The sequence below is a fragment of the Streptomyces sp. NPDC059002 genome, from assembly GCF_042740435.1.
Lineage (GTDB): Bacteria > Actinomycetota > Actinomycetes > Streptomycetales > Streptomycetaceae > Streptomyces.
The window spans coordinates 1-15463 of record NZ_JBHYJI010000043.1 but is presented as its reverse complement, the minus strand read 5'-3'; the positions used below and the strand labels follow the sequence as shown (position 1 = coordinate 15463).

At 71.6% G+C, this 15463-nt stretch carries 12 protein-coding genes and 2 pseudogenes; 2 read left to right on the top strand and 12 right to left on the bottom strand.

Annotation, left to right across the window (positions count from 1 at the left end):
• Positions 1-121: 121 nt before the first annotated feature.
• From ACFWZ2_RS30445 to ACFWZ2_RS30425, 5 genes and pseudogenes are all read right to left on the bottom strand, one after another.
• Positions 122-2441, bottom strand: a pseudogene (locus ACFWZ2_RS30445) (polysaccharide lyase 8 family protein).
• A 213-nt stretch (positions 2442-2654) separates the two neighbouring features.
• A complete protein-coding gene (locus ACFWZ2_RS30440) occupies positions 2655-3500 on the bottom strand; it encodes an ABC transporter permease (protein ID WP_384551103.1) in 846 nt (281 codons plus the stop codon).
• A complete protein-coding gene (locus ACFWZ2_RS30435) occupies positions 3497-4462 on the bottom strand; it encodes an ATP-binding cassette domain-containing protein (RefSeq protein WP_384551102.1) in 966 nt (321 codons plus the stop codon). The genes ACFWZ2_RS30440 and ACFWZ2_RS30435 overlap by 4 nt, the downstream gene beginning before the upstream one ends.
• 149 nt (positions 4463-4611) lie before the next feature.
• Positions 4612-5451, bottom strand: a complete 840-nt coding sequence (locus ACFWZ2_RS30430) for a DUF4097 domain-containing protein (protein ID WP_384551100.1) — start codon at positions 5449-5451, stop codon at positions 4612-4614.
• 78 nt (positions 5452-5529) lie between these two features.
• Positions 5530-6078 carry a hypothetical protein gene (locus ACFWZ2_RS30425; protein ID WP_384551098.1) on the bottom strand — a complete coding sequence of 183 codons (549 nt, stop codon included), beginning with the start codon at positions 6076-6078 and terminating at the stop codon, positions 5530-5532.
• A 684-nt stretch (positions 6079-6762) separates the two neighbouring features.
• Between ACFWZ2_RS30425 and ACFWZ2_RS30420 the strand changes: the two genes are divergently transcribed.
• Positions 6763-7383 (top strand): YceI family protein, encoded by a 621-nt coding sequence (locus ACFWZ2_RS30420; protein WP_384551194.1) that lies wholly within the window; start codon positions 6763-6765, stop codon positions 7381-7383.
• A gap of 28 nt (positions 7384-7411) precedes the next feature.
• On the opposite strand, the gene ACFWZ2_RS30415 is transcribed toward ACFWZ2_RS30420, so the two are convergent.
• Entirely contained in the window at positions 7412-7942 is a 531-nt protein-coding gene (locus ACFWZ2_RS30415) for an NADPH-dependent FMN reductase (protein ID WP_384551096.1), read from the bottom strand.
• Positions 7943-7982: 40 nt separating this feature from the next.
• Between ACFWZ2_RS30415 and ACFWZ2_RS30410 the strand changes: the two genes are divergently transcribed.
• Positions 7983-8573: a hypothetical protein gene (locus ACFWZ2_RS30410; protein ID WP_384551094.1), complete on the top strand. Its 591-nt coding sequence runs from the start codon at positions 7983-7985 to the stop codon at positions 8571-8573.
• Between the two features lie 10 nt (positions 8574-8583).
• Here the strand turns inward: ACFWZ2_RS30410 and ACFWZ2_RS30405 are convergent, their stop codons facing one another.
• The 6 genes and pseudogenes from ACFWZ2_RS30405 to ACFWZ2_RS30380 form a co-directional block, all read right to left on the bottom strand.
• Positions 8584-9930, bottom strand: coding sequence for a hypothetical protein (locus ACFWZ2_RS30405; protein ID WP_384551092.1), 1347 nt, complete (start codon positions 9928-9930; stop codon positions 8584-8586).
• A gap of 47 nt (positions 9931-9977) precedes the next feature.
• Complete coding sequence (cimA, locus tag ACFWZ2_RS30400) at positions 9978-11582, bottom strand: citramalate synthase (RefSeq protein WP_384551090.1); 1605 nt, start codon at positions 11580-11582, stop codon at positions 9978-9980.
• A 363-nt stretch (positions 11583-11945) separates the two neighbouring features.
• A complete protein-coding gene (locus ACFWZ2_RS30395) occupies positions 11946-13205 on the bottom strand; it encodes a TolB family protein (protein WP_384551088.1) in 1260 nt (419 codons plus the stop codon).
• Positions 13206-13345: 140 nt separating this feature from the next.
• Positions 13346-13960 carry a TetR/AcrR family transcriptional regulator gene (locus ACFWZ2_RS30390; protein ID WP_384551086.1) on the bottom strand — a complete coding sequence of 205 codons (615 nt, stop codon included), beginning with the start codon at positions 13958-13960 and terminating at the stop codon, positions 13346-13348.
• Positions 13961-13977: 17 nt separating this feature from the next.
• Positions 13978-15015 (bottom strand): agmatine/peptidylarginine deiminase, encoded by a 1038-nt coding sequence (locus ACFWZ2_RS30385; RefSeq protein WP_384551084.1) that lies wholly within the window; start codon positions 15013-15015, stop codon positions 13978-13980.
• A gap of 17 nt (positions 15016-15032) precedes the next feature.
• Positions 15033-15463, bottom strand: a pseudogene (locus ACFWZ2_RS30380) (urease subunit alpha); the annotation flags it as partial.

Below are 15463 nucleotides of genomic sequence, written 5' to 3'. Positions count from 1 at the left end.
TTTTCCTGGCAGCCCCGAACAGAAGAGCGCGGGGTTACTGAAGAAGTGACTGCTTAGCCCCCCGCCCGCTGTAGGGGTTCTACAAAAGAACCCCTCGACCGCGGCCTCGGCGGGGGCCGGGTCAGATGAGAGACAGCTCACATCGGCGGCTCTCGCACGCCGTCCCCGGCGTGATCCGCAGCCGCAGCGATCCGTCGGTGCCGAGCACCTCGACCGCCGGATCCTTGGCCACGACCCGGACTCCAGGGCGGTTCCAGGTGAATTCGAGGGGTTCTCCAGTGCGCGGAGGCTCGCTCACATGAACCGTAGCGCTTCTCCCGCGGCGGCGGATCAGTACGCTCGCGGGCCGCGAGACGGTGAGCCGCCCGGCCCGGCCCGGCTCCCAGAAGTTGGCCGCGGTCAGACCGAGCGAGTCGACGGCCACGGCCTGGGCCGTCGCCGAATTGGCGAGGACCGACAACCAGCCGCGGTCACCGGCCCGGGCGGCGAGGGTGCGGCGCGAGGGCCCCGGCATGAGGAGATAGACGTACGAGGCGTCCGCGGGGTCGGTGCCGTGGTCCAGCCAGAGCGTCTGCCAGCGCCGGGTCCGCCGCTCGGTGGAGCTGGTCGCGTTGATGTCGGACCAGGCCCCCGTGCGGTCCTCGCGGAGCGCCTTCAGGGCGGCCGCACCGCCGGGGAAGACCCAGCCGCCGTGGCCTTCGAGGTGGGCCCAGCGCGGGCTCGGGCGGTCGTCGAGGGTGAGGGCCGCGGTGATCCCGGCGCCCAGGCACACCACGGCGTCGGCGACGCCGAACCACGACTTGCGGGCCACCAGCGTGGAGTCGAGGCCCTTCAGATGCTGGCCGACCGCGGCGAACTCGCCGTCCGTGGCGCCGCCGACCCAGCGCACGGCGGGCCTGGCCGCGCCCCACTCGCCGCCCGCCTTGTCGACAAGTCGCTTGGTGGCCACGGTCGTTCCGGGCAGCCGGGAGAAGTCGACGGTCGGCCAGAACCAGTCGGTGAACTGGTCCGTGCGCTCCCCCGCCGCCCACCAGGACAGCATCCCCGCGCCGGTGTGCCAGCCGCGCGGGTTCTCGCCGTTGCCGCACTCGTAGTACGCGATCCGCTCCGAGCCCATCGAGATGCTCGCGGTGAATCCGGGGCGGCGGTGCACGGCGCGGTCCATGGCGGCGAAGAGGCGGTGCCCGACCGGTTCGGGCGCGGCCGGCACCGCGGAGTCCGCCACCGCGTGCAGCCGGGCGAGGTCGGCGACCCCGAACTGCCGGGCCGCGAGGATCGGTGTGACGGTGTCCCGCTCGATCCAGCCCTTGATCCGCGCGTGCCAGCGGGTCCGCTCCTCGGGGCTCGCACCGCCCGCGAGCAGGGCCATGGCGGCGATCAGGCCCTGGCTGTGGAAGTGGTCGCTGCGCATGATCTTGCGGTCGTCGCCCTTGAGGCAACCCCGGCTGATGGCACGGCCGTTGACACTGTCCATGGCCAGGCCGTCGAGGACGAGCGGCGCGTACGCCCGTTCCACGCTGTCCAGGATGATCTGCTTCCTGGGGTCGGTGACCTCCCACGTCGACCCGCCGAGCAGCGCGAACAGCCGCCCAAGACCGTCGAGCATGACCTGGCCGTACGTCCCCGAGTACGCGACCCAGGTGTACTGGATGAACGAGCCGTCGGCGTAGAGGCCGTCGCCCTTGGTGACGTACGGGAAGACCGGCGAGAGGGCGTCGCGGGCGAGGGCGACCTTGGCCGCCTGCCTGCCGAGGATGCCGCGCAGGGCGACGGAGCGGCACAGTTCCCCAAGCTCTTAAGGAGCAGGGGAGGCCCCATTCCCGGTTGGCGCCGGTGGAGGTGCCGGTGTAGTCGCCGAGCGCGGAGTCGGGGATGAAGTGGTCGACGGCGGTGAAGGCGTTGTCCCGCTGCGTCGCGGTGAGGTGGCCGTGGAGCGCCGCGACGATGTCCATCAGGAGGCGGGGGCTGCCTGTCTGCCACTCCCACCAGTTGCCGTAGCGGGTGGTGGCCGCGTTGTAGACGGTGGCGCCGACGTGGTCGATGCCGCGCAGGATGTCGGCGAGGAGGCCCGCGTCGCCCGTGGCTCCCGTGCCCTCGTAGACGTACGCCTGGGTCATCGTCCACAGCCTGCTGCAGCTCAGGGTGATGCCGGCGGGCGGGTCGAAGGGGGCGTCGGGCCAGAGGGACTTCGCGGCCGGGGCCATGGCGGCGCGGAAGGTGCGGGCGAGGTCGCCGGTCTCCTTGAGGCGGGACGCGTACGGCTCGGCGGCGGGGTCGTAGCCGGTGCCGAGGGAGATCTCCAGCCAGCGCTCGCGCAGGGTGTCGAACTCGTCGTCGCGCCGGGCCGCGTACGCCGGGAAAGGGACGGTCGACATGACTGCTCCGAAAGCGGTTGCTGTAAGGAAGGTGCGGCGATTGAGGGTCATGCGACAGGGGTGCATCAACGGAGAGAAAGCGCTGTCTATCCCTCTGACAGAGATACCGGCGTCGATCCCGCGGAGCGCCGGGCGCGCTTGACGCGGAACACGAACGCTTGGTGCGGAACACGAAGTCGGGCGCCGCGCGACTCCCGCCGCGCGGCGCCCTCCCGCGAAGTACCCCTGTAACCTCGCAGGTTCACTGGGGCGTCGCCGGGTCGGCGACGCCGGTCCTGGTCAGCGCGTGGCGTCCCGCTTGAAGAGCGAGCGTGCCCACAGGTAGCCGATCAGGACGAGCGCGATGCCCCAACCCACCGCCAGCGGACCGAACTTGCCGATCTCGCTGCCGTTGAGGAGACCGCGCAGGGTCTCGGTGAAGGCGGTGTAGGGCTGCCACTCGGCGAAGTGGCGCAGCCAGTCCGGCATCGAGTCGAGCGGCACGAACACGCTGCTGAGGAAGGGCAGCAGGAACGAGAACGGCAGGGCGATGCTGCTCGCCGACTCCGGGGCCTTGACCAGCTGGCCGAGGGCGACGGCGACCCAGGTGAGGGCGAAGCACATGAGGGTGAGGAGCCCCGCGACGGCGAGCCACTCGATCGGTTCGGCGCCGGAGCGGAAGCCCACGAGGAGGGCCACCCCGAGGACGAGGACGATGCTGAGCAGCGTCTGGATGACGGCGCCGACGGCCCGGCCCGTCAGGACGGAGGCGCCGTTGATCGGCATGGTCCTGAAGCGGGCCACGATGCCCTCGGTCATGTCGGTGCAGACGCCGACCGTGGTCGGCAGGACACCCGAGCCCACGGCCATCAACAGGATGCCGGGGACGAGGTAGTTGATGTAGTCGCCGGACCCCGATGAGCCCATGCCGGCCGACATCGTGCCGCCGAAGACGTAGTTGAAGAGCAGCAGCATCGAGATGGGCATGCCCACCAGGCTGATCGTCATGGCCGGGTAGCGGCGGGCGTGCTGGAGGTTGCGGCGCAGCATCGTCAGGGAGTTGCGCCGTGCCGTGGTCGGCACGGGCCGGTACGAGCGGGAGACGGCCGGGGCCGTGGTGGACGCGGCGGTGGCGGAGGTGGTCATCGGGTCGTCACTTTCTCGTTGTCGGGGCGGCCGGTCACGGCGAAGAAGACGTCGTCCAGGTCGGGGGTGTCGATGGTGAGGCCCTCGACCGCGATCTCGGCGGCCTCGACCCAGTCGAGCAGGGACTTCACCGACTGGACGCTGCCGTCGCTGGGGATCTGCAGGGTGAGGGCGTCATCGCCGCGGGTGGCGACGCCGAGGGTGCTCGCGGCCCGCTCCAGACCGGCCTCATCCGCGAACCGCAGCACGACGTGGCCACCGGGCACGAGCCGCTTGAGCTCGGCGGGGGTGCCCTCGGCGACGAGCTTGCCGCCGCTCAACACCGCGATGCGGTCGGCGAGTTGGTCGGCCTCTTCCAGGTACTGCGTGGTCAGCAGGACGGTGACGCCGTCGGAGACGAGGTCGCGGATCATCTCCCACATGCTGAGCCTGCTGCGCGGGTCGAGGCCGGTGGTCGGCTCGTCGAGGAAGATGATGCTCGGGTTGCCGACCAGGGTCATCGCGATGTCGAGCCTGCGCCGCATACCGCCGGAGTACGTCGACGCGGGCTTCCGGCCGGCCTCGACGAGGTCGAACCGGTCCAGGAGATCGGCGGTGAGCTGGCGGGCCTGGCGGCGGCCGAAGCCGTACAGGTCGGCCATGAGGAGCAGGTTCTCCTCGCCGGTCAGGAGGTTGTCGACGGCGGAGAACTGACCGGTGACGCCGATCGCGGCGCGCACCTTCTCGGGCTCCCGGTCCAGGTCGTGGCCCGCGATCGTCACCTGGCCCGCGTCGGCGCCGATGAGTGTCGACAGGATCTGCACCGCGGTGGTCTTGCCCGCACCGTTGGGGCCGAGCAGGGCGAAGATCGTCCCTTGGGGGATGTTCAGGTCGATGCCGTCGAGCACGGTCTTCTCGCCGAAGGACTTGCGCAGGCCGGTGGCGGAGATCGCCGCCGGGCGCGCCTGGTGGGGCGTTGCCATGTCCGTTCCTTTTCGGGTGAGGGCAGCCTCGGTACCGGACACCAGTTCGAAACTGGTCCCGGACGGCTGCCTGGGTGGCAGCTGGGGAATGGGGGGTGAGGGGTGAGGGGTGGAGGAGTAAAAGAGGTGGAGCGGCGGGGCCGTGCGCGTCAGGCGCGGTGGACCACGATGTCGCCCATGCTCGTCCGGGCCCGCACCTTGAGCGTCTCCGTGGGCTCGCCCGGCGTGTCCGACGCCTCCAGCGACTGCTTCACGCTGCCGAGCTTCGTCTGGACGTCCAGCCAGGTGGCCGTGCCCTCGCGGATGCCGATCTCGATCTTGCCCGCGGCGGTCTCGAGACCGGCCTCGCCGCGGGTCAGCTCGCCGACGCTGATGGCGCCGCTCGCGGTCTTGACGCTGACGTCGGCGGCCGCGCGCTCGATGACGACGGAGCCGTTGGACGCCTTCACCTTGATGTCGCCGCCGATCTCGCCGAGGACGGTGGAGCCGTTGGAGTTCTTGACCTCGACCGACCCCGTGACCTCGCCGACGCGGATCTCGCCCGATCCCGTGCTGACCTCGGCCGAGCCGTTCGCGCGGCCCACGGAGACCTCGCCGAAGCCGGTCTTCACCCGGACTCCGGCCGCCCGCTCGATCTGCACGTCGCCCGCGGACGTCTTGAACTCGCAGTCGCCGAGCCTGCCTTCGGCGGCGAAGTGCACCATGACGGTGTTGATGTGCAGTTCGGAGCCGGCCGGCAGCGCGATCTCCACGTCGATCGACGGGCTCTTGCCGAACAGGGAGCGTTCCTTGGGCCCCTTGACCAGCAGCTTGCCGTTGGCGAACTCGACGCGGGTGCGCTCGGCCGCCTTGACGTCCAGGTCCCGGTTCGCACTGCTGGGACGTACGTCGACGACGGTGTCGGCGCGGTCACCGGCCACGACGCGGAGGGCTCCCACGTCGAGGGTGACGGTGGCGGTGATGGGCTTCGGGGTGTCGAAAGAAGGCATGGCTGTCCCGTCCTCATGGCTCGGCGTGCGGTGAAGTTCGGCGTGAACCGTGGTGAAGTCCTGTGCGTGGGGCGGGAGTTACCGCACCCATCCGGTGAATCCGTTGCCGACGCGGGTGGCCTCGCGGCTCGCCGTCGCGGCGGGCCCGCCACCGGGCCGGTCCAGGGCACCGGAGACCGCGCGGACGAGCCAGGCGTTGACCGAGAGGCCGTCGCGGTTCGCCGCTTCCTCGACCCTGGCCTTGACGTTGGCCGGCAGGCGGAGGTTGATCCGGGCGGTGCCTCCGTCGTCCGGCGCTTCGGGGGCGGGGGGCGGCGGCGGGGGCGTCGACTGCGCCGACATGAGCGCCGCGTACTCGGCCTGGGCGTCGAACGCCTCGGCCGCGGGCGGCGGGGTCACCACGAACTCGGGGTCGAGTCCGCGCAGTCGCAGGTCGACCGAGCCCGGCGCGAGGTCGATGGTGATCTCGTCCGCGGCGGCGGACAGCGCGTTCAGCAGGGTGAGCCGGGCTGCCGACTCCAGCGGGGCGGTGAGGCGCTCGGCCAGGGCCCGCGCCTCGTCGCCGCCCGCTTCGGCGGCCACGGCGAGCTCCTGCCTGAGCTGGTCGACGTACTGCGTGAGGTTCATGACGCCAGCATGGCACCACAATGGCGCCATCGCAAGCGGCTGTGGCGGCGGGTTCGGTGCCACGGGTTGCGCTTGGGGCCGTTTTCGCAGGTCAGAGCACATCTCTACGTGGTGCCAGGCGGTGAGAAATTCTTCGCCGGGGGCGCGGAAGGCTCAGCGTGGGGCAGATTTGGCGCCACCATGGCGCCATGTGGCACCGGGCTTGGGGGCACACGGGCGGGTGAGGCGAGTCGCGGCGGGCGGCGACCACCGCAGGCGCCGCTACCAGTGACACCTCCCGCGCCGGAGATCTCGCCAAGCAGCAGTGGACCCAGGAGAACAGCGGGGCCCTTGGTTCGCGGTCCGGAACTCCGCGCGGCCCGCACCCGCCGCCGAGGCACGGCTCCCGGCACAGGCGAACCGCATACCGGAGCCGCACGCCGCGCGGAATCTTCGGGACATGGGGACACTGGGTATCGGCGTGGTCGCGGCCCAGTCGGCGGAATCGGAGCCCCCGGGGCGCGGCAGTCCGAGAAGCGCGGGGCGGAAGCCCAAGGGTGAGCGCGCGGACTCCCTCGATGGCGGTGCGTGATCATGCGGCGACTTCGCGCTACAGGTTGAACATTGAACCGAATCGCGCTACATTCAATCTCGTTGAACATTCAACAGAAGCTCCGCACGGAGCTCGTCCCCAAGGAGCACGTCATGGGTCTCTTCAACCGCAAGAACGACACCGCCGCCACGACCGCCGCACCCGCCGCCGCGGCCCAGGCGGGACCGGACCTCGCCGCGCTGACCGGCACCTACACGATCGACCCCTCGCACACGACGATCGGTTTCGTGGCCCGCCACGCGATGGTCACCAACGTCAAGGGCTCCTTCCGCGAGGCCTCCGGCACGCTGCACCTGGACGGCTCCGACCCGTCCCGCTCGACCGCCTCCATCGACGTCACGATGGAGAGCATCGACACCGGCAACGCCGACCGCGACGGTCACCTCAAGAGCGCGGACTTCTTCAAGACGGACGAGTTCCCCCAGATGACCTTCCGCTCCACCTCGGCCGAGGCCCTGGGCGGCGACGACTACCGCATCACCGGTGACCTGACGATCCTCGGCACCACCAAGCCGCTCAGCATCGACCTGGAGTTCAACGGCGTCGCCAAGGACCCGTTCGGCAACGAGCGCGTCGGCTTCGAGGGCAAGGCGGAGATCCTGCGCTCGGAGTGGGGCCTGACGTGGAACGCCGCGCTCGAGACCGGCGGCGTTCTCGTCTCCGACAAGATCAAGCTGAACTTCGACATCTCCGCGATCAAGGACGCCTCCTGAGGCCGCTCCGTCCGCGGTGTGCCGTCGCCTACGGCCGACGCGTCAACAGCCCCAGCGCGTCGGCCAGTTGACCCCGGACCGCGGGATCCCCGAGAGTGCCGTCCTCGGCGAGGGTCCCCCGGTCCACCTGGACCCGCACGCACGCCTCCTCCACGACCGCCGCGCCCGTGTAGCCCAGCACGCCGCGGAGCGTGGCCGTCGCGCCCTCGCCCCGGCCCGGGGCCGCCGCGTTCACCCAGGCGACGGGCTTGTCGCCGATCTCCGTGCCGCCGACCGTCCAGTCGAGCAGGTTCTTGAAGGAGCCCGGGAGCGTGCCCGCGTACTCCGGAGTGCAGACCAGGATCGCCGTCGCCCCTGCGATCGCCGAGCGCAGCGCGGCCACCGGTGCGGGCAGCGGGTCGGTGTCGTCGTCCGGGTTGAAGTGGGGCAGCTCGCCCAGGCCTTCGTACAGGACAGTGCGTATCCCCTCCGGAGCCACGGCGCGCGCGGTCCGCAGGACGAGTTCGTTCGATGAGCCCGGGCGCAGGCTTCCGGAGAGCAGAAGGATCACTGGAGACATCTCCCGAACGTACCCCGCACGGGCGCGCTACGGTTCCGTCGTGCCCGAGTTCATACAGCAACTGCCCGCTCTCCTAGGCGTGATCATCGGTGCGCTCGGTTCGTACGTGGCCATCATGCGCGGCGACCGGGCCCGCTTCCGGCGCGAGCAGGAAGCCCGCTGGGAGGAGCGGCGGCTCGCCGTCTACACCGAGTACGCCCGGGTCCTCAAGCAGTCGGTCACCCTGACCTACCGGGTCGCCGCCCACCTCGGCAACGACCCGCACCCCCACCCCCTCTCCCCCGAAGCCGCGGCCCGTCAGTTCACGGAGGCCGCCGACGCACGCGATCCCGCCGGGGAGTCGCTGCTGCTGCTCGGGGCGCCGGAGGTGGTGGACAGGGCGCGGACCTGGGTCGTCACCGTGATCGAGATGGAGCGGTTCCTGCGGGAGGGGACGCGGGATCCGGCGGCGTGGGCGGGGCTCCTCGAACGGCAGCGGGCCGCCCGGGAGGGGTATTACACCGCGGTGCGGCGGGACTTGGCGTTGCCGCCCGGGCATCCGGGGCGGTGGCCCGTGTCGGGCGCCGACGCGATTCCCGGCGGGGGCGCCGTGCCGGGGTCCCCGGCTGCGCCTGCGCCGCGGGGCGACTGAACGTACGCGCTCAGAAGCCTCCGCCGCCGAAGTCGCCTCCACCGAAGTCGCCGCCACCGCCGAAGTCTCCGCCGCCACCGCCGAAGTCGCCCGGGTCGAAGTCCGCGCCGGAGAAGTCGCCGCCCTCGTAGCCGCCGCCGAAGTCTCCGTAGCCGGAGCCGTAGTCGGCCGCGTAGGCGGGGCTCGACATCATGCCGCCGAGCATGGTGCCGAGCAGCAGGCCGGGGAGGATGCCGCCGCCGAAGTAGCCGCCCGCCCACGGGCCGTAGGCCGGGCCCGCCTCCCAGTAGGGGCGGCGCTCGCCGGACTCGGTGGTCACGGTGCGGACCATCGGGTCCTGCCCGTCGGCGAGGCGTGCCGCGTCGGCCGCGCAGACCGGGACCTCGCGTTCGGCGCCGCCCGCCGGTGCCCACCGTGCGTCCTGCACGGACGGGCCGTGCCGGGGGTCGAAGAAGCAGGGGGCGCGGCGCTCGGGCAGCGGCCTGCCCGCACGGCGTGCGGCGAGCAGCGCGAGCGAGAAGCGGCCGTCCTCCAGGGCCTGGGTCACGCCCCGCACCTCTTCGGGGCGGGTCGCGGCCGCCATGAACGACTTCGCCTTCTCATAGGCGTCCAGGGCGCGTTCGTAGTCGGCGCGCATCGCGTCGTCGGCGCCGGACTCCGCCGGGTGGAAGTCGAGCCGGTCCAGTTCCTCGCCGAACGCGGTGATGTCCTCGTCGACCACGACCGCGAGCTTGCGCAGCGCCTCGCGCTGTTCCTCCTCGCGCCGCCGCCGGTTGCGCCTGACCACCGCGTACGCGCCCGCGCCGCCGGCCACGACGACCGCGCCGACACCGATCAGGGCGCCCACCGGGACCCCGTCGTCCGAGCCGCCGCCCCAGGAGGCGGGAGCCTTGCCGGTGGTCTGCACGAGCGCCTGGTCGACGAAGTGGTTGAGCTGGGCGTTGGTGTCCTCGCCCTGGACCAGGGAGACGAGGTTCTCGACGGCGTTGTTCGTCAGGGCCGCCTTGTCGGCCTGGGCGTCGAAGCCGGCGCCGAGGCGGACCGCGTACACACCGGTCACGCCGGTCTCGGCGCGCAGCTTCCTGAAGAGGTCGGGCTGCGGGAAGTTCCGCGGCAGGACGGCGACGAAGATCGGCTTGTCCGCCTTCTTGATCTTCTTGGCGAGCGCGTCGGCCTGGGCTCCGGACAGCTGGTCCGACGCCTGCGGGTCGACGTACACCGGACTCTTCTCCCAGGCGTCGGCCACCACCGAGGTACTCGACGCCGCCAAGGCCCCGGGTGCCGCGAAGGACACGGTTCCCAGGGCCAGCAGCAGGCCCGTCAGAACGATGGTGATCCGCTTCGTCCGATTCCTCATACTTCGAACGTAACCCAGTCGGGCCCTCGGCGGCCTCCTCCGGAGGGCTACTCCACCGGTTCGACTCCGGCCCGCAGCAGGCCGAAGGTGTACGCGTCCTCCAGCGCGCCCCACGAGGCGGCGATGACGTTCTCCGCGACGCCGACCGTCGACCACTCGCCGACGCCGTCGGAGGTGGAGATCAGGACGCGCGTGGTGGAGGACGTGCCGTGCTTGCCCTCCAGGATGCGGACCTTGTAGTCCACCAGCTCCAACTTGGCGAGCTGCGGATAGATCCGCTCCAGGCCGACCCGCAGCGCCCGGTCGAGTGCGTTGACCGGGCCGTTGCCCTCGGCGGTGGCGACGATGCGCTCGCCCTTGGCCCACAGCTTCACGGTGGCCTCGTTGGCGTGCGTGCCGTCGGGGCGGTCCTCGACGATGGCCCGCCAGGACTCGACGCGGAAGTAACGGCGGGCCCGGCCCTCGGCCTCCTCGCGGAGCAGGAGCTCGAAGGAGGCGTCGGCGGCCTCGTACGTGTAGCCCTGGAGCTCCCGCTCCTTGACCCGCTCCACCACGCGGCCGACCAGCTCGCGGTCGCCGCCCAGGTCGATGCCGAGTTCCTTGCCCTTGAGCTCGATGGAGGCGCGGCCCGCCATGTCGGAGACGAGCATCCGGATGCGGTTGCCGACGAGGTCCGGGTCGATGTGCTGGTAGAGGTCGGGGTCGACCTTGATCGCGGAGGCGTGGAGTCCGGCCTTGTGCGCGAAGGCGGAGACGCCGACGTAGGGCTGGTGCGTGGACGGGGTGAGGTTCACGACCTCGGCGATGGCGTGCGAGACGCGGGTCATCTCGCGCAGCGATCCCTCGGGCAGGACCTGCTTGCCGTACTTGAGTTCCAGGGCGGCGACGACGGGGAAGAGGTTGGCGTTGCCGACGCGCTCGCCGTAGCCGTTGGCGGTGCACTGCACGTGGGTGGCGCCCGCGTCGACGGCCGCGAGGGTGTTGGCGACGGCGCAGCCGGTGTCGTCCTGGGCGTGGATGCCGAGCCGGGCGCCGGTGTCGGCAGCGACGGTGGCCACGACGGCCTGGACCTGCGCGGGCAGCATGCCGCCGTTGGTGTCGCACAGGACGACGACGTCCGCGCCCGCCTCGGCGGCGGCGCGCACGACGGCCTTCGCGTACTCGGGGTTGGCGCGGTAGCCGTCGAAGAAGTGCTCGCAGTCGACGAAGACGCGGCGGCCCTGGGCGACGAGGTGGGAGACGGTGTCGCGGACCATCTCCAGGTTCTCGTCGAGGGTGGTGCGCAGGGCCAGTTCGACGTGCCGGTCGTGGGACTTGGCGACCAGCGTGATGACCGGGGCGCCGGACGCGAGGAGGGCGTTGACCTGGGGGTCGTCGGCGGCCTTGGCGCCCGGGCGGCGGGTGGCGCCGAACGCGACGAGCCGGGCGTTCCGGAAGGTGATCTCCTGCTGTGCCCGCGCGAAGAACTCGGTGTCGCGCGGGTTGGCACCGGGCCAGCCGCCCTCGATGAAGCCCACGCCGAAGTCGTCCAGATGCCGGGCGATGGTCAGCTTGTCCGCGACGGTGAGGTTGATGCCTTCGCGCTGCGCGCCGTCGCGCAGCGTCGTGTCGAAGACATGGAAGGAATCGTCGGGTGTGCTGGTTTCCGTCATGCTGATCTGGCTCCTGTGTCGGATCTCGGTCTTACCGGAAGGACCGGCTCCACCGCCCCCAATGATCCCTTGCGCTCCGTGTCCGGCTGCAGTTGGGCCGGGAAACGAAAAAACCCCTCGCGGGTGCGAGAGGTCTGCGCGCGGGTCGAGGACGACGGTGTCCGCCCGTACATGGTGGTACGAGACGGTCACTGCGGACCGGCGCGCCTGCTGCCCATAATCATGGCGAACGAGAGCACGGAGGCAGCCTGCCACAGCGTGCTGACGCCGCGCTGCCCCGTCTCACGATGCGGGCGGCCGCCTGGACAGGCCGCCCGCACCGTGGTGGGACATCTGCGTACATGCCGTACGAAGAGGTACGGATCAGCGGGTGTGGCGCACGAAGATGTCGTCGCCGTCGTTGGTGTCGCCGGGCAGCAGCGTGTCGTCGGACGACGCGAAGGCGACGCGGCGGGCGTCGGCCGCGATGCCGCCGGGCAGGACGCTCGCCGTCGCGGCGCCGCCGTCCGTGTCCGGGGTGAGGAGCGTGGTGGTGCCCTTCTTCAGGTCCCGGAGGTAGACGGGCCACTCCTTGCCGTACCGGGAGCCCGGTTCGGTCACTTCCGACATGTACGTGAGGTGGCGGCCGTCGGCGCTGATGGCGGGCGCGCGGGTGTAGGCCTCGCCGGGGCCGCCCTGGGTGCCGTGGATGCGCCGGTTCTTGCCGGAGGCGATGTCGTGCACGAAGACGTTCCAGGCGACGTCGTCGTCATCGGGGACGAGGTGGGTGTCGCGGGACTCGAAGACGACGGTGCGGCCGTCGGCGCTGAGGGCCGGGGCGAGGGACTCCTTCTCCGTCTTGGCGCCGTCGTAGGAGCGGTCGATCTGCGTCAGTCCGCCCGTCCCTCGGTCGCGCAGCCAGATGTCGCTCCAGTCGTCGCCGCGCGGGCCGTTGGAGTAGTTGCGGGCGTAGACGACCCGGCTGCCGTCGTCGCTGACGGTCGCGGAGTGCGAGGTGCGCGGCTCCCAGCTGTCGTCGGGCTGGCTGATCCGCTCGGTGCTTCCGGTCCTGCGGTCGCGCAGGAAGACGGCTCCGCCGTCCTCGCGGTGCTCGGTGTCGAAGACGGCGTAGCGCGCGTTCGCGCTCAGTGAGACGCCGCCCGCGCCTCTCCCGTCGAAGCCGTCGGGCAGCTCGACGTCGAGCCGTTCGGTCTTCCTGGTCCTGCGGTCGTAGATCCGGACGTCGGAGTCCGAGTAGGCGCCGGCGGGCGAGGAGACGAAGGCGACATAGCGGCCGTCGGCGCTCAGGGCGGGTCCCCGCAGCTCGCGGCCCGCCAGGGTGATGCGCTCGGTCTTCTCGGTGCGCAGATCGCGTACGAAGATGTCGCGCAGCCCGTTCGTGTCGCCCGCGGTCAGGTCGGTGGCCGCGGAGTCGAAGGCCGCGAACCGGCCGTCGCGGCTGATGGTCGCCCCCGAGGAGCGGCCGTCGGCGGCCTTGCCGTCCGCCGTGACGCTGACGCCTTCCGTGCCGGGCACCCGCACTCCGGCGGGCGCGGCGACGGCGGCGGGCAGGGCGGTGACGGTGGCCGCGGCGACGGCCGCCGTGACGGCCAGGACGAGTCGCTTGCGCTGGGTGCAGTACATGGTCGGGTCCCCCGTGGTGTGGTGGTTCGGCGCCTGCGGCACACGAAGCTGCCGGAGCCGTTCGTGGGATACAAACGCACCACCGGACGGGAGGGCAATCCGCCGGACTGCGTACAACCTCACCAGGCCGCCGAGCGTCGTCAGGCGTCCGGGGCGAGCGCTCCGTCCAGGAACTCCCGTACATGCGTGAGGACTTGGTCGCGTCCCGTGCCGCGCAGGCCGATCGCCACGTGGATCGAGAAGCCGTCGAGCAGCGCGCGCAGGCGGGACGCGAAGCGGTCGGGGTCGATCGGCCCGAACTCGCCGCGCGAGACGCCCTCGGCGAGCAGCGCCACCAGGTCGCGGTGCCAGGCGCCCTCGATCGCGGCCTGCCGGTCGCGGCCGTGCTCGTCGGTGTTCAGGGAGCGGTTCCACACCTCCAGCCAGAGCGTCCAGTGGGGGTCGCCGGTGGCGTCGGGGACGTACAGCTCGACGTAGGCGTCCAGGCGCTCGCGGGCCGTGCCCTGCCGGGCGAGCAGGCGGCCCCGCTCGGCGCCGAGGCGGCCCTCGCTCCACTCCAGGGTGCGCAGGAGCAGCTCGTCCTTGGAGCGGAAGTAGTAGAGGAGGTGGCCGGAGCTCATGCCGACCTCGGCGCCGAGCGCGGCCATGGTGAGCTTCTCCAGGCCGCGCTCGGCGATCATCTCCATGGCGGCCGCCAGTACGTCCTCACGCGGCGGTGCGTTCTTCCGCGCGCGGGCCTGACCGCCACCTGCCATGGAGCACTCCTCGTCGATCACACCTTGGGCTGCTGCTGGGTGATGCAGTGGATGCCACCGCCCCCGGCAAAGATCGTACGGGCGTCGACGAGCGTCACGGTCCTGTCGGGGAAGAGGCCGCGGAAGATGCCCGCGGCGATCTCGTCGTTCGGGTCGCCGAAGGCGCACAGGACGACGCCGCCGTTGCAGAGGTAGTGGTTGATGTAGGAGTAGTCGACCCAGCCCTCGTCGTCCTTGAGGACGGTCGGTGCGGGCACCTCGACGATCCGCAGGGTGCGGCCGCGCGCGTCCGTCTGGCCCTTGAGGGTCGCGATGATCTCCTTGCTGACCTCGAAGTCGGGGTGCGAGGGGTCCCGCTGGGAGTGGACGAGGACGACGCCGGGCCCGGCGAACGCGGCGACGATGTCGACATGGCCGAGGGTGCCGAAGCCGTGGCCGGGGTAGTCGGCGGTGAGGCCGCGCGGCAGCCAGATCGCCTTGGTGGTGCCGAGCTGGGCGTGGATCTCCGCCTCGACCTGCTCCCTGGTCCACTCCGGGTTGCGCTCGGGGCCGAGCTGCACGGTCTCGGTGAGCAGGACGGTGCCCTCGCCGTCGACGTGGATGCCACCGCCCTCGTTCACCAGCTTCGAGGCGTACGTCCGGGCGGACGCCAGCTCCGCGACGTACGCACCGATCTTGGCGTCGTGGTCCCAGCGGGCCCACTCCTGGGCGCCCCAGCCATTGAACGTCCAGTCCACGGCGGCCAGTTCGCCCGCGCCGTTGGTCAGGAACGTGGGCCCGATGTCGCGCATCCAGGCGTCGTCGAGGTCGCGCTCGACGACCTCGATGTCCGCGCCGAGCAGCTCCTCGGCGTACGCGGACTGGCCGGGCCCGCACACCACGGTGACGGGCTCGAAGCGGCGTACGGCGCGGGCGACCGAGGCCCACGCGGCGCGGGACGCGTCGAGGCCCTCGGGGTCGTCGAAGGTCGGGTTGGGGCACGGCCACGCCATCCAGGTGCGCTCGTGCGGGGCCCACTCGGCGGGCATGCGGAAACCGTCGGCGGCAGCAGACATGACGTACACCTTCAGGGTCAGAGGAAGTAGAGGCGGTTGAGGGAGACGGATTCGGCGGGTTCGGAGCGGACCGGTTCGCCGTCGAGGGTGACGAGGCCGGAGCGCTGGTCGACGTCGACGGCTCCGGTGCGGGAGTTCAGGCGCAGGTCGGCGGGGCCGATGCCGCGCGTGCCGCGCACGGCGACCCTGCGGCGGCGGGTGGGCATGAGGTCGTTTCCCTGGTCGACGGCGGCCTGCGCGACGAAGGCCACGGAGATGTCGGCGGCCGTCGCGCCATACGCCCCGAACTGCGGTCCGAGGACGAGGGGTTCGCAGGTGTCGGTGGCGGCGTTCGGGTCGCCCACGACGCCGTAGGCGGGGAAGCCGGACTTGAGGACGAGCTGCGGCTTGGCGCCGAAGAACTCGGGCCGCCAGAGCACGATGTCGGCGAGCTTGCCGATCTCGATGG